Origin of the sequence: Novosphingobium sediminicola, assembly GCF_014196525.1 — a bacterium.
Classification (GTDB): Bacteria; Pseudomonadota; Alphaproteobacteria; order Sphingomonadales; family Sphingomonadaceae; genus Novosphingobium; species Novosphingobium sediminicola.
Window position 1 is genome coordinate 429,441 of sequence record NZ_JACIDX010000001.1, and the last position, 13,204, is coordinate 442,644.

12 protein-coding genes are annotated in these 13,204 nt (G+C 64.6%); 4 read left to right on the plus strand and 8 right to left on the minus strand.

Annotated features, from left to right (window positions below; translation table 11 throughout):
* Positions 1–9 precede the first annotated feature (9 nt).
* Positions 10–423: a Co2+/Mg2+ efflux protein ApaG gene (gene apaG, locus GGR38_RS02140; RefSeq protein WP_183622365.1), complete on the minus strand. Its 414-nt coding sequence runs from the start codon at positions 421–423 to the stop codon at positions 10–12.
* Positions 424–596: 173 nt separating this feature from the next.
* Between apaG and GGR38_RS02145 the strand changes: the two genes are divergently transcribed.
* A complete protein-coding gene (locus GGR38_RS02145; protein WP_183622176.1) occupies positions 597–1,028 on the plus strand; it encodes a DUF6628 family protein in 432 nt (143 codons plus the stop codon).
* Between the two features lie 6 nt (positions 1,029–1,034).
* Here GGR38_RS02145 and GGR38_RS02150 read toward each other — a convergent pair whose 3' ends face one another.
* Positions 1,035–2,243, minus strand: a complete 1,209-nt coding sequence (locus GGR38_RS02150; RefSeq protein ID WP_183622178.1) for a trans-sulfuration enzyme family protein — start codon at positions 2,241–2,243, stop codon at positions 1,035–1,037.
* Between the two features lie 93 nt (positions 2,244–2,336).
* Between GGR38_RS02150 and GGR38_RS02155 the strand changes: the two genes are divergently transcribed.
* On the plus strand, positions 2,337–3,599 hold the full coding sequence (locus GGR38_RS02155) for a phospholipid carrier-dependent glycosyltransferase (RefSeq protein ID WP_183622180.1): 1,263 nt from the start codon (positions 2,337–2,339) through the stop codon (positions 3,597–3,599).
* Positions 3,600–3,620: 21 nt separating this feature from the next.
* Here GGR38_RS02155 and GGR38_RS02160 read toward each other — a convergent pair whose 3' ends face one another.
* The 3 genes from GGR38_RS02160 to recO all read right to left on the minus strand — a co-directional run bounded on the left by GGR38_RS02160 (position 3,621) and on the right by recO (position 6,610).
* A complete protein-coding gene (locus GGR38_RS02160) occupies positions 3,621–4,763 on the minus strand; it encodes a glycosyltransferase (protein ID WP_246404171.1) in 1,143 nt (380 codons plus the stop codon).
* Positions 4,764–4,911: 148 nt separating this feature from the next.
* Positions 4,912–5,970 (minus strand): 3-isopropylmalate dehydrogenase, encoded by a 1,059-nt coding sequence (gene leuB, locus GGR38_RS02165; RefSeq protein WP_183622183.1) that lies wholly within the window; start codon positions 5,968–5,970, stop codon positions 4,912–4,914.
* A 13-nt stretch (positions 5,971–5,983) separates the two neighbouring features.
* Complete coding sequence (recO, locus tag GGR38_RS02170; protein WP_183622184.1) at positions 5,984–6,610, minus strand: DNA repair protein RecO; 627 nt, start codon at positions 6,608–6,610, stop codon at positions 5,984–5,986.
* A 145-nt stretch (positions 6,611–6,755) separates the two neighbouring features.
* On the opposite strand from recO, the gene GGR38_RS02175 reads away from it, so the two are divergent.
* A complete protein-coding gene (locus tag GGR38_RS02175; RefSeq protein WP_246404172.1) occupies positions 6,756–7,571 on the plus strand; it encodes an EF-hand domain-containing protein in 816 nt (271 codons plus the stop codon).
* Positions 7,572–7,591: 20 nt separating this feature from the next.
* On the opposite strand, the gene GGR38_RS02180 is transcribed toward GGR38_RS02175, so the two are convergent.
* Positions 7,592–8,851, minus strand: a complete 1,260-nt coding sequence (locus GGR38_RS02180) for a DUF418 domain-containing protein (RefSeq protein ID WP_246404197.1) — start codon at positions 8,849–8,851, stop codon at positions 7,592–7,594.
* Positions 8,852–8,879: 28 nt separating this feature from the next.
* Positions 8,880–10,037 carry an SPOR domain-containing protein gene (locus GGR38_RS02185; RefSeq protein WP_183622187.1) on the minus strand — a complete coding sequence of 386 codons (1,158 nt, stop codon included), beginning with the start codon at positions 10,035–10,037 and terminating at the stop codon, positions 8,880–8,882.
* A 289-nt stretch (positions 10,038–10,326) separates the two neighbouring features.
* Between GGR38_RS02185 and GGR38_RS02190 the strand changes: the two genes are divergently transcribed.
* A complete protein-coding gene (locus GGR38_RS02190; protein WP_183622189.1) occupies positions 10,327–11,745 on the plus strand; it encodes a tetratricopeptide repeat protein in 1,419 nt (472 codons plus the stop codon).
* A gap of 57 nt (positions 11,746–11,802) precedes the next feature.
* Here GGR38_RS02190 and der read toward each other — a convergent pair whose 3' ends face one another.
* Positions 11,803–13,188: a ribosome biogenesis GTPase Der gene (gene der / locus GGR38_RS02195; RefSeq protein ID WP_183622190.1), complete on the minus strand. Its 1,386-nt coding sequence runs from the start codon at positions 13,186–13,188 to the stop codon at positions 11,803–11,805.
* Between the last annotated feature and the right edge of the window lie 16 nt (positions 13,189–13,204).

A 13,204-nucleotide genomic window follows, 5' to 3' on the forward strand; every position in this document is an offset into this window, starting at 1 on the left:
GTCAAGCCTTCATCCCGCCGTGGCGGGCGCGGCCAGCGGGAAATGCGGGATCGGCACCAGCACCGAGTCGCCCTGCGATCCATCGGGGTGAATCTCGCGGAAGGTATAATAGCCCTCCATGCTGCCCTGCGGCGTGGCCAGCGGGCAACCCGACACGTAATCATGGCTTTGGCCCGGCGAAAGCACCGGGGTTTCGCCCACCACGCCCTCGCCCTCGACCAGATTTACCGCGCCGCGCCCGTCTGTGATCCGCCAGTGGCGCGTGACCAGTTGGAGCGTGCGATCCGAGTCGTTCTCGATCCGTATATGATAGACCCAGAACCACTTGCCCGCCTCGATCCGCGATTGTTCGGGCAGGAAGTTAACAGCCACCCGCACGGTAACGCCATTGGTGGTGGCGGCGTGCTGGAACAGTTCCTTGATGAAGGATCGGTCAGACATGGGCATAGGTTAGCGCTGCTTTTAGAGCTTCGCAACGGGCCTTTGGGGGCATTTTGGGGGTATAGGGTCAACGGTCCACCGCAAAAAATGCAGACTCATTATTGATACTCACTCGCAATAGCGTTAAATGAGACTCCACGCCAAGGAGTGTCCCCATGAACGAACCGCATCTGGCCCGCATCCTGCCCCATACCGCCCCGCTCGACGGCCCGCCGCGCGCGCTTCTGGTGGCACTGCGCCGCATGGCGATCCACGGATTGTATGATGCCAGCGCGTCGCTGTTGATGTTCGAACATTTCGGGCTGCATTTTCGCAAGCCGCTGGTGCTGATGCGTGCGCTGTTGATGGAAGTGTCGCAGACCACGCGCAAACCGATCCAGATCGCGCCCTGCTGCGCCTCGCGCATGACGCCGGCGGAAAATGCGCTGCTGCGCGCGATGACCTGCGCCGATCATGATCCGGCGCAGGCAGGGCAACATTTGCAGGATTTGACTCAGGCCCCCGCCATCGAGGGTCTGCTGGCCACCACGCGCGTGCTGGCCAGCGCCCTTCGCGATTCCGGGCGGGAACTCAAGGTCGAGGCTTAAACGTCCTTAAAGACCAATCGCCTTCAGCGCCCCGTCGAGGTCTTCCTTGAGGTCTTCCAGATCCTCAAGCCCCACGCTGATGCGGACCATACCCTCGGTCACCCCCATCGCCTGACGGGTTTCGGGCGAGATCGAGGAATGGGTCGTGCTGGCCGGGTGCGTCATCAGCGATTTGGTGTCACCGATATTGTTCGAAATATCGATCAGTTGCAGCGCGTTGAGCAGCTTCATCGCCGCCTCGCGCCCGCCATCGACCTCAAACGAGAAGATCGAACCGGCGCCATACATCTGCTTTTTCACCAGATCATGTTGCGGGTGGCTTTCCAGCCCCGGATGCAGCACGCGCGGCAAACGCGCCTCAAGCCAGCGGCCCAGATCCAGCGCCGCATCGCTCTGCGCCTTTGCGCGCAATTCCAGCGTTTCCAGACCTTTCAGCACCACCCAAGCGTTGAAGGGCGAGAGCACATTGCCCGTGTTGCGCGTATAGGGATGCAGGATGGTGTTGATGAAATTGGCATCGCCCGCCACCGCGCCCGCCAGCGTCCGGCCCGAACCGTCCATCAGCTTGGTCGCGGCATAGGCCACCACATCGGCGCCATGATCCAAAGGCCGCTGCAAGGCTACGCTCGCAAAGGCATTGTCCACCACCACGCGAATGCCGCGCGCATGGGCAATCTTGGAAACCTCGGCAATATCGACCAGATCCATCGTCGGATTGGCCGGGGTTTCAAAAAAGAACAGCTTGGTGTTGTCGCGAATCGCGTCCTGCCACTGATTGAGGTCGCGCCCGTCGATGGCGGTCACCTCGATGCCGAAACGCGGCAACAGATTGTCCGTCACCCAGCGCGTCGGGCCAAAGGCGGCCTTGGCGATCACCATATGATCGCCCGCCGAAAGCTGGCACAGCAGCACGCTCGACATCGCACCCATGCCGCTGGCCTGACACCGGCATGCCTCGGCGCCTTCCATCAGGGCGATGCGTTCCTCCAGCATCTGCACGCTGGGGTTGGCGGTGCGCGAATAGGTCATGCCCGGAATCTTGCCCGCGAAACGGTCAGCCACCGTTTCGGCCGAGTCATAGGCATAGCCCGAGGTCATATAGATAGCCTCGGAGGTTTCGCCCTGTTCGCTGCGCCATGTGCCGCCGCGCACGGCCTGCGTCGCGCTGCGCCAGTTGCGGGTGATCTTGCGATCCTGTCCAGTGTCCCTTTTCATGGGGCCCTGCTCTATAACCGGCACGGCGCAAGAGCAAGCGCATCCGGCGCATGGGCGGTTGCGCAGACTTCGGGGTGGATCTAGCCTGTTCAAATGTTTGCAAAGCATCAGGCCGATCCATGGGCGTTCCAGATCCTTGTCACGCTGCTGTTTGCCGGGCTGGTTTTCCTGCGCCTGACCATCCCCTCGCATCTTTATTTTGACGAGATCCATTATGTGCCCGCCGCCCGCGCGATGATGGCGGGCCATCCGGCCAATCCTGAACACCCGATGCTGGCCAAGGCGATGATCGCCGGGTCCATCCGCATCTTTGGCGATAATCCACTGGGCTGGCGGATGCCTTCGGCGCTGATGGGGGTGATCGGCCTGTGGGCCTTTGGCCGGGCCATGTGGCGGGCCAGCGGGCGAGCGATGGCCTCGGTGGCGGGCATGGTGCTGCTGGCCACGGATTTTGCGTGGTATGTGCAAAGCCGGATCGCGATGCTCGATATGGTGATGGCGGGGCTGGCGATGGTGGCGCTCTGGCTGATCGCGGGGGCGATGAGCAGGGCCGATGGGTCACGCTGGCGAATGGTGACGGCGGGGCTGATGCTGGGCCTGTCGCTGGGCGCGAAATGGAGCGTGCTGCCGGTCTGGGCCATGGTGGCGGCTCTGGTGCTGGGCGCGCGGCTGTGGGCCTTTGCCAAAGGGGCGCGAAAGATCCTGCCCGCGCTATCGGCATTCGAACTGGTGCTTTGCCTGATTGTGCTGCCACTGGGGGCCTATTGGCTAACCTATCTGCCGGGGTTTTTCACCGCGCGCGATGCAGTGCCCGCGCTCGATCCGGTGGGCTGGCATCGCCACATGATCGACCTGCAAAGCAGCGTGACCAAGCACCATCCCTATCAAAGCGTATGGAGCCAGTGGATCATCAACTGGCGCGCGATCTGGTATCTTTATGAAGTCACCGACGGGGCGCAGCGTGGGGTGATGCTGATCGGCAATCCCTTCACGATGATCGCGGGGCTGATCGCGCTGATCTGGGCAGGCTGGACCGGGATGCGGCGCGGGGCATGGCTGCCGCTGGTGTTGGTCGCGCTTTATGGTGCGTCGCTGGGCCTGTGGATCGTGGGCAACAAGCCGGTGCAGTTCTATTACCACTATCTGCTGCCCGGTACATTTCTGATGGGCGCGCTTGGGCTGATGGTGGATGAATTATGGACTGCGCGCGGGCAGCGCTGGCGGCACGAGGCCTTTGGTGTTCTCGTGCTGTCGCTTGGCGTCTTTGCGTGGTTCTTCCCGATCCTCTCGGCCGCCACGCTCACCAAGGGTGTGGCCAGTTTCGAGGACTGGATGTGGCTGGCCAGTTGGCGCTGATGACGCCAACTGGCCCCAGCCTCAATTCCCGTATTTGCCCCAGACGAACTTGCTCGACAGCGCAAAGTTCCACACCGAGGCCAGCACGATGCCCACCAGCACCGCGATCACATCATGGATATGCATCCGCTTGAGCGCCGCGGTCGCGCCGATGTTGGTCAGCAGACCCAGCGAGCAGGTCAGCGCGAATTGCGCCCAGCCCTTGCACAAGGGCCAGACCCCGCGCAGGCGCTTGTCGGCATAGGTCAGTTCGTTGTTCAGCACGAAGTTGAACGTCATCGCGATCAGTGCGGCAATGGTGTTGGCAATGTTGAAGGTCGTCTCATCGCTCGACCAGTGGCCATAGACGAAACGCTCGCCCAGAAACACGCTGAGCACCAGCCAGAGCATCGCAAATTGCACCGCCACACCCAGCGCCCCCACCGTGCCGAACAGCGCGAAACGGGTCGGGATGATGCGGCCCAGCCACTTGTCGTAAAGACCGATCAGGAATTCAAACACAACCGTCCGATCCAGCTTGCTTTCGCCATCCGCACGGGCGGCAAAGTCGAGGGGAAATTCCTTGACCCGCATCGGCGCGTCAACTGTGGCAAGAATGTCGAGCAGGATCTTGAAACCCACGCCCGAAAGCCGATGCGCATCGCAACGCAGCGTGGCCGTGGGCAGCATGAAATAGCCGCTCATCGGATCGGACAGGTCAACGCCCGTCACCTTGCGCGCGATGGAATTGGCAAAGCCGCTGGCCTTGACGCGATCGGGGCGGCCCCATGCCTCGGTGCTGGCGCCTTCGGCAAAGCGGCTGGCATAGGCCAGATCGTATTCACCCGATTCAATCGCCGCCAGCATGCCGGGCAGCAATTTGGGATCATGCTGATGATCGGCATCCATCACCGCGACAATGGGCGCGGCGGTGGCGCACATGCCCTCAATGGCGGCGCTGGCCAGACCGCGCCGCCCGATGCGCTGGATACAGCGGATGCGGGGGTCTTCCAAAGCGATGGCGCGCGCCTCATCGGCGGTGCCGTCGCGGCTGTTGTCATCGACGAAGATCGCCTCCCACGCGATGCCCGCCAAGGCGGCATCGAGCCGCGCCACGAGCGGGCGCAGGTTGCCCCTCTCGTTCAGCGTGGGCATGACAATGGCAAGTTGCAGAGTCTGAACCATAATTCCTGATGCTTAAAAGCCGAAGCATGGGGAAGAGCCCCACACTCTCCCCGCTTCGGCATGTTGCCGGGTTTATCGCCCCCCGGAAAACGCGCGGTTCTTGCGCCCCAACCTTGTTCAAATCATGGCAGGGGCGCAAAACCTTGCGTCAAAGGCGTTCAAGCACCGCATCGCCAATCGCGCTGGTCGAGGCATCGCCGCCCAGATCGCCGCCGCGAATGCCATCGGCCAGCGTCTTGGCCACCGCCGCCTCGATCCGCGCAGCCTGCGCCTCAAGGCCCAGCGAATGGCGCAGCAGCATGGCCGCCGACAGGATCGTGGCCATCGGATTGGCCTTGTTCTGGCCCGCGATATCGGGAGCGCTGCCGTGGATGGGTTCATACAGGCCCACGGTGCCATATTCGGTCTGGCGCGTGCCCAGCGAGGCCGAAGCCAGCAGGCCGATCGAACCCACGCACATGCTGGCCTGATCCGAGAGGATGTCGCCAAACAGATTGCCCGTGACGATCACATCGAACTGGCCGGGCGACTTGACGAGCTGCATCGCGGCATTGTCGACATACATGTGGGAGAGTTCAACATCGGGATATTCGGCCGAAACCTCGATCACCACATCGCGCCAGAGCTGGCTGGTTTCCAGCACATTGGCCTTGTCCACGCTGCACAGCTTGCCCTTGCGACCCTGCGCGGCCTTGAAACCGGCATGGGCGATGCGGCGCACTTCGTCCTCGGCATAGGACATCATGTCCCAGCCCTGACGGCGGCCGTCTTCCAGCGTCCGCATGCCCTTTTCGCCGAAATACACATCGCCGTTCAGTTCGCGCACGATCAGCAGGTCGATCTGGCTGGCCACTTCCGGGCGCAGGGCCGAGAAGCCCTCAAGGCCGGGGAACAGCGTTGCCGGACGCAGGTTGGCGAACAGGCTGAGTTCCTTGCGCAGGCCCAGAATGGCCTGTTCCGGGCGCAGCGCGCGCTCCAAATGGTCGCAGGAAAAATCGCCCACCGCGCCAAACAAGATGCCATCAACGCCGCGCGCGATTTCCTTGGTCGCCTCGGGCAGAGGGTGGCCATGCTTGTAATAAGCCGCGCCGCCCACATCGCCTTCAACCATTTCAAGCCCGGCAATCGCCAGCTTGTCCAGCACGCGAACGGCCTGTGCCGTCACTTCGGGGCCGATGCCGTCACCGGCGAAAACCGCAATCTTCATGGCTCTACCTCTTTCAAGCTGCCATGCGCCCCAAACGCTGGCGCAATATTTCGCGCGCCCCCATAACATCGCCGCGCCGATCAGCAAGCAGATAGCGCGAAAGTGCCAGGCCCAGCGCATCGAAACGGGCCAGAACCGCCTCCCACGCGCCGCCATCGAGCATACGTTGCCCATCAGTTCCCGCCCCGAACCGCTCGCCATAACCCAGTTCGCGCAGCAAGAGCGCCTCATAGGCCAGCAAGGCCGGCGCCCAGCCCCGCGCCGATGGCGCATGACACACCGCATCGAGCAGCGCGCCCAGCGCATCATAAAGCGCCGGATAGGCCTGCCGCTCAGGCAAGGAGCAAGCCGAGAGCGCCGTCACCCAGCCAATCGCCGCCGCGGGCAAGGGTTCGGTCAGAAAAGGCGCGCGGCTGATGGTCAGTTCGACCTTGGCGGCGGGCATCTGGCTGGGGATCCGCGCGCGCAGATCCACCGCCATCGCATTGCCCGGGATCAGCACCGGGCGCAATTCGCGCCCTCGCCCCCCCGCGACATAGGCCGCCACCATGCCGTGATCGGCGGTCATCAGGCGCGCGATCACCCCTACCTCGCCATGCGGGCGGGCCGAACACAAAATGGCGGGGGCGCGAATATGCATCGGCCCCGGCTAGAGCAATTCGGCCGATGATGCAAAACGGGGGGATGCAAAAAACGCCGCCGTTCATCTGCGCGCAAGCTTTGCGCAGGCAGGTCAGCTATGGGGAGGGCTTCGCATTGGTCCGGGATGTAATATGCGCAACAGATTGACAGTTTTGACAGCCTTGCTGCTGGCCGCGCCTTTGGTGACGGCATCGCCTGCCATGGCCCAGATGGGCGGCATGGGAGGAATGGGCGGCATGGGCGGCGGCGGCATGGGCGGCGGTGGCGGCATGGGTGGCCGTCATGGCGGCGGCGATATGGGCGGCCCGCCCGATGGCGGCGCCCCGCGCGGCGGCGCGCCCAAGGACATGAAGCCCATCCCGCTGAAAAAATACGAGGCGGCGGTGGAATCCATGTTTCGCGCGGCCGACGCCAACAAGGACGGCATGGTCACGCTGGCCGAATTTGAAAGCGTGATCACCGCGCGGCGCAATGCGCTGATCCACAAGCGCTTTGTCGATGTGGACGCCAACCACGACGGGCGCATCGACGAGGCAGAATTCATCGCCTGGGAAAGCCGCAAGAGCAGCGCGGAAATGGCCGAGGATGGCGGCGAATTTGCCGAAATCGTGCCGGACGCGATCTTCCCCGACCTGGGCGAAGGCGAACGCGACATGGCGCTGCGTCTGGCGGTCGAGCCGCTGGGGCCGGTGGCGATTGCCAAGGCCAATGTCGATTATGACGCCGGGATCAGCCTTGCCGAATTGCAGGCCTATGAACGCGCCCGTTTTGACAAGGCCGACACCAACAAGGACTTGTTCCTGAGCCGAGAAGAGATCAACGCGATGCGCGGCGGGCGGGGTATGCAGATGCCCCCGATGGGTGGCGGACGACGCGGCGGCGGTGGCGGCCAAGGCGGCGGCGGTATGGGCGATGGCCCGCCTCCGGGCATGCCGCCGATGGGCGGCGACGACAATTAAGCATCACGGCGCCGGGGGCCTCAAGCTCCCGGCGTCACCTTTTTGAACGGCAGCGCACGACGCTCCACCAGCGAGCGCCACAGCCATTCGAGCGGCCCCTGCCGGAAATACTCCAGCCACGGCTTGCTCCACCCCAGCATGGCAATCCACACGGCCAGCACGACCAGCATCTGCGCGCCATCGCCCATCCGCCCGAACAGGCCCACGCGATAGAACAGCACCGAAAGCGCCACGCTGGTCAGGATATAATTGGAAAAGGCCATCCGCCCCGCCGCCACCAGACGCACCCCAAGCCTGCCCCGCAGCAGACAGGGCGCGGCCAGCAGCATCAGCGCATAATAAGCCAGCGCCAGCAGCAAATGCTGGGGCGCGGCCCAATCGGCCATCAACTCGCCCATCGCCACCGGGGGGAAATGGCGCGCCCATGCCCACCACGCCATGCCCAGCGCCATCGGCAGCCCCAGCCCCAACCCCAGCGCCGCCACGCCCCACAGCACCCGCCGCGAGGCCAAACCCTGTGCAAAACCGATACGATACAGCACCATGCCGATCAGCATCAGCGGCAAAGTCTCGCCAAAACTGGCAAAGATCATGACAAAGGGCCAGCCCGGCGCATTTACCAACTTGTCATGCGCCATGGCCACAAAGCCCAGATGCGCCTGCGCCACATCGCCGCGCAGCATGGTCATACTGTCGGCCAAAGCCGCCTTCAGCTTGGCCGCCTCGCTCGCGCCCGCGATGCCAAGGCGCATATGCTCTTCGGCCAGCACCAGCGGCAGGCCGCCCAAGCCCCCCATCACCGCCCAGAGCAGATAACCAGCCAGAGCGCCGATCACCAAGGCTCGATTGGAAAACACGCAAAGCCCCAGCGCGACAAAGCCGCAGGCGGCATAGAGGAACAGAATATCCCCCCACCACAGCAGCACGTAATGAAGATAGCCAAACAGCGCCAGCCAGCCCAGCCGCCGCGCCTGGAGCGCAAGGCCATTACGCCCCGCCGCCTCGGCCCGCTCGATAAAGAGCAGCATCGAGGCGCCGAACAGCATGGTGAAAAGCGCGCGCATCTTGCCTTCAAACAGGACGAGGATCGCGGCAAACACCGCCTCGTCCAGCGGGGCAGCGGGCGCATAGGCAAAACCGGCCCCCTGCACGACCAGATGGGCGGGCGTCAAAGTGGCCAGACGCGGCCCGGCAAAGCCCGCCACATTGACCGCCACAATGCCCAGCACCGCAAACCCGCGCACCAAATCAAGCGAAATGATCCGCTCGCGCCCCTCCATGGTCAAAATCGTCAGTCCTCGAACGCCGTCAATCCTTGACCGCCATACAGGACAGACCCGCCCCCGTCAGCTTGCGACAGGCGCTTTGCGCGCTTTCTTCGCTATATCCTGTGGCCAACAGGCGCGTGACCTTGCCAACCGGCACATTGGCGCGCGGATGTCCGGCGATTTCGGGCATGGATTTGACCTTGGTCCACAGTGCATCGGCATTGCCCGCCACGCCAAAGGCGCCAAGCTGCAATTTCCACGGCCCGCCCACGGGGGCGGCATGGGGCACCGGTTTGGGCGCGGGGGTCGGTTTGGGCGCCGGAATCGGTTGAGGCACAGGCGCAGCCACGGCCACCGCCATTGGGGCCGGACGCGGCGTGGACGCCATCACGCGCGGAGCAGGCGCAGGCGGCAGACCCGTCGGAGTCGCCAGCGCCGGACGCGGCGCAGGCTCACGCGTGGCGACCGTGACGGGGCGCATATTGCCCGCCATGCCTGTGGGCATGGCACGCACCGGCATCGGGCGCTCCGGCGCGGGCGTGGCCACCACCGGCGGATTGGGCGTGCCCAGATCGAAAGCGGCCAATTGACGCTGGCGATTCGCCTCGACCTGCGCGGCCAGTTCGGTGGCCAGCGAAATCGCGCGCTGGCGGTCCTCGATGGCGACATATTTGTCCATCTCGCCCAGCGCCGCCTTGGCCTGCGGCAGGCCCGGCGCGCCAGAAGACGGCTGGGCGGCAAGGCTTTCGAGCGCATAGGCGCGCACCCAATCCTTGTTAACCCCATCGGCGTTGAAATAGGCCAGCCCCATCAGATATTGCGAGCGCGGATCGCCCCGATCCGATGCGGCGCGGATATAGGGCAGCGCGGCGGCATGTTGTCCGCGCTGAAACAGCAGCAGGCCGTAATTGTCGCCCGCCTGAAGGTGGCCTTGCGCCGCCGCCTTGGCATAAAGCATTTCGGCGCGGGTCAGGTCCTGGGGCACGCCGCGCCCCAACTTATAGGCCTGCGCCATGTTAAACTGGGCATCGGGATCGCCTTTATCGGCCAAGGGTTGCCATTCGCGAATGGCGGCGGGGAAATCGCCGCGCCCCCACGCATCGGCCCCGGCCTTCACATCGGCCAGCGCGGGCAATGATGCCGCCGCGCCCAGCAAGCCTGCAACGACCAAACCCTTGCGCATCAAAGAGAAACCCATCGTCCGACCCCCTTGCGACGCAAAGCGCGCCGCCAATACCTGTCCCGTAATCCATTGCCCAAGACCGCAGGAGCCGGATTGCCCCCTCAGCCCCTTGGCTACCCCCGTGTTTACTACGCGGGTTACTACCGTCCCGTTAACTTAAATTTAGGAACGATCTGCGAAGTTTTTCCCAGAAATCCCACCATGGGGTCGGGATGCGCAAATGGGGCTGGCCCGATGAAACTGGCAATTTCGCCGCGCCGGGCCGCCCGCCTTGCGCGCCCGTAAACCGATGCAGGAGCCGACCATGATCGCGCGCCGTTCTTTTTCGCTTAACGCTGCTGTGCCGCTTTCCCTGACTCTGGCGCTGGCGGCCGCCACGCTGGCCCAGCCCGCGATGGCCCGCGCCAAACCCAAGCCGCAGGCGGTCGAGGCCGCGCTGGCCAAGGGTGATGGCGAACGCGGCGTTTCGCTGGCCGAAGCATCGGTGGCGCAAAGCCCGCGTGAGGCTGCGCTGCGCGCCACTCTGGGCCGGGCCTATTTGAAAAACGGACGTTTTCAGTCGGCGACCACCGCGCTTTCCGATGCGGTGACGCTGGGCGACACCTCGGGCCGGACCCTGCTGGCTTTGGCGCTGGCCCAGATCGGCAGCGGGCAGAATGACGCCGCGCTGGCCACGCTGGAAAATGGCAACAATGTGATCCCCGTGGCCGACCTTGGCCTCGCGCTGGCGCTGGCGGGCGAAGGCGACAAGGGCAGCCTGTTGCTGGCCGATGCGCTGCGCGCGGGCGACAAGAGCGAGAAGCTTCGCGCCAATCTGGGCTATGCCTATGCGCTGGCGGGCCGCTGGGCCGAGTCGCGCACGATTGTGGTCATGGACCTGCCCGCCGACAAGGTGGACGCGCGCATGACCGAATGGGCGCAGGCCGCCCGCCCCGAAGCCAGCCGCCAGCGCGTGGCCAGCCTGTTGGGCGTCAATCTGGCACCTGATGCGGGCCAGCCCATGCAGCTGGCGCTGAACAAGAGCGAGAGCCCGGTGCAGATGGCCTCGGCCGAACCCGCGCCGATGGCCGCGCCCATGGTGGCCGCCGCCGCGCCGGTCGAAGCCCCGGTCAAGGCAGAACCCGCCAATGCAGAGCCCACCGCCCCGGTTGCCGCGTCTCCGGTTGCGGCCAGCGAATCGGCTCCGGCCGCTGAACTGCCCGCTTTGGCCCAGACCCCTGCTTTGGCCCAAAACGAAGTGATCGCCCCGCCCGCGCCCGTGTTTCACGCCATTGCCATGCCCGCCCCGATGGCGCGCCCGGCGACCATGGCCGTCCGCACGCCCCGCGTGAAGGCCAAGGCGGCTCCTGCGCTCAACATCGCCAGTGCCGAAGCGCGCAGCCCCTCGGGCACGCATGTCGTGCAACTGGGCGCATTCCTGTCGGAGCAGAACGCCCTGCGCGCCAAGAAAGCCTTTTTGAGCCGCGAAAAGTCCTTTGCCGCCGCCGATGTCGAAGTGACCAAGGCCACGGTCGAGGATCGCCAGTTCTGGCGCGTGTCGGTGCGCGGGTTCAACGCCAATGCCGCGACGAACAAATGCGCCTCGATCCGCAAGAGCGGCGGCGCCTGTTTCGCCCATGCCAGCAATCTGCCTCAGGCGACCCCGGCCCAGCCCGCACAGAGCAAAGGCTCGCAAGGTCGGGCTCTGGCCATGGCCACGCCCCGGACGCAGCGCGGGCGCTGATCCTGCAAACCTGATGCTATTGGAAAAGGGCTGCCCCGTCAGGAGCAGCCCTTTTTGTTACTTCTTGGGCGCGAAGGGATTCTTCGGCATGCGCAGCGTCAAACGCACCGGCACCGCATCAAAGCCCAATTCGCGCCGGATGCCGTTGATCAGATAGCGCTGATACGACATCGGCAGATCGTCCAGACGCGTGCCGAACAGCACGAAACCAGGCGGGCGGGTCTTGGCCTGGGTGATATAGCGCAGCTTGATCCGCTTGCCGCCGGGCGCGGGCGGCGGATTGGCGGCCAGCGCGTCGTCGAACCAGCGGTTGAGCGCGGCGGTGGGCACGCGCTTGCTCCATGCCGCGCGCAGCTTGAAGGCTGCGGCGATCATCTGGTTCAGCCCCTTGCCGGTGCGCGCCGAAACGCTCATCAGCGGCAGACCGCGCACCTGCGCCAGACCATCGTCCAGCGCCGCCTTGATGCCGTTGAACAGGCCCGAGGCGTCTTCGGCCACGTCCCATTTGTTGATGGCGATCATCAACGCGCGGCCTTCTTCCAGCACCATGCTGGCGATCTTGAGATCCTGATGCTCCAACCCGCGAGTCGCGTCGAGCACCAGCACGACCACCTCGGCAAAGTCGATCGCGCGGCGCGCATCGGCCACCGACATGCGCTCCAGCTTTTCGACCACCAGCGCCTTTTTGCGCATACCGGCGGTGTCGATCAGGCGGACCGGACGCTCCAGATGCGTTTCCGGGTCCATCCAGACCCAGTCGATCGAAATCGAATCGCGGGTGATCCCCGCCTCCGGGCCTGTCAACAACCGATCCTCGCCCAGCAGAGCGTTAATCAATGTGGACTTGCCGGCGTTAGGTCGGCCCACGATCGCCAGCTTCAAAGGCGCGTTGTTGATCGCCTCTTCATCATCGGGATCGAAGGGTTCGAACTCCTCCTCTTCCTCGTCGCCTTCAAAGAAGGGCAGCAGCGCCTCGAACAGGTCGCCCATGCCCTCGCCATGCTCGGCGCTGAGCGGCACAGGATCGCCCATGCCAAGGCTGAAGGACTCATACAGGCCGCCATCGCCCGCGCGCCCTTCGGCCTTGTTGGCGCAAAGGATAACCGGAACAGTCTGTTCGCGCAGCCAGCGGGCGATTTCCTCGTCCAAAGGCGTGATACCCGCGCGGGCATCAATCACGAACAGCGCGATATCCGCGCCCTCAAGGCTGGCCTCGGTCTGGGCGCGCATCCGGCCCGGCAGGCTGGATGGATCGTCATCCTCCCACCCGGCGGTGTCGACAATGGTGAAATCCAGCCCCAGCAGACTCGCCTCGCCAAAGCGGCGGTCGCGAGTCACGCCCGGCTGGTCATCCACCAGCGCGAGCTTCTTGCCCACGAGGCGGTTGAACAGGGTTGATTTGCCGACATTGGGTCGGCCAATAATGATAATCTGACGGGACATGGCATTAGCCCTGCTC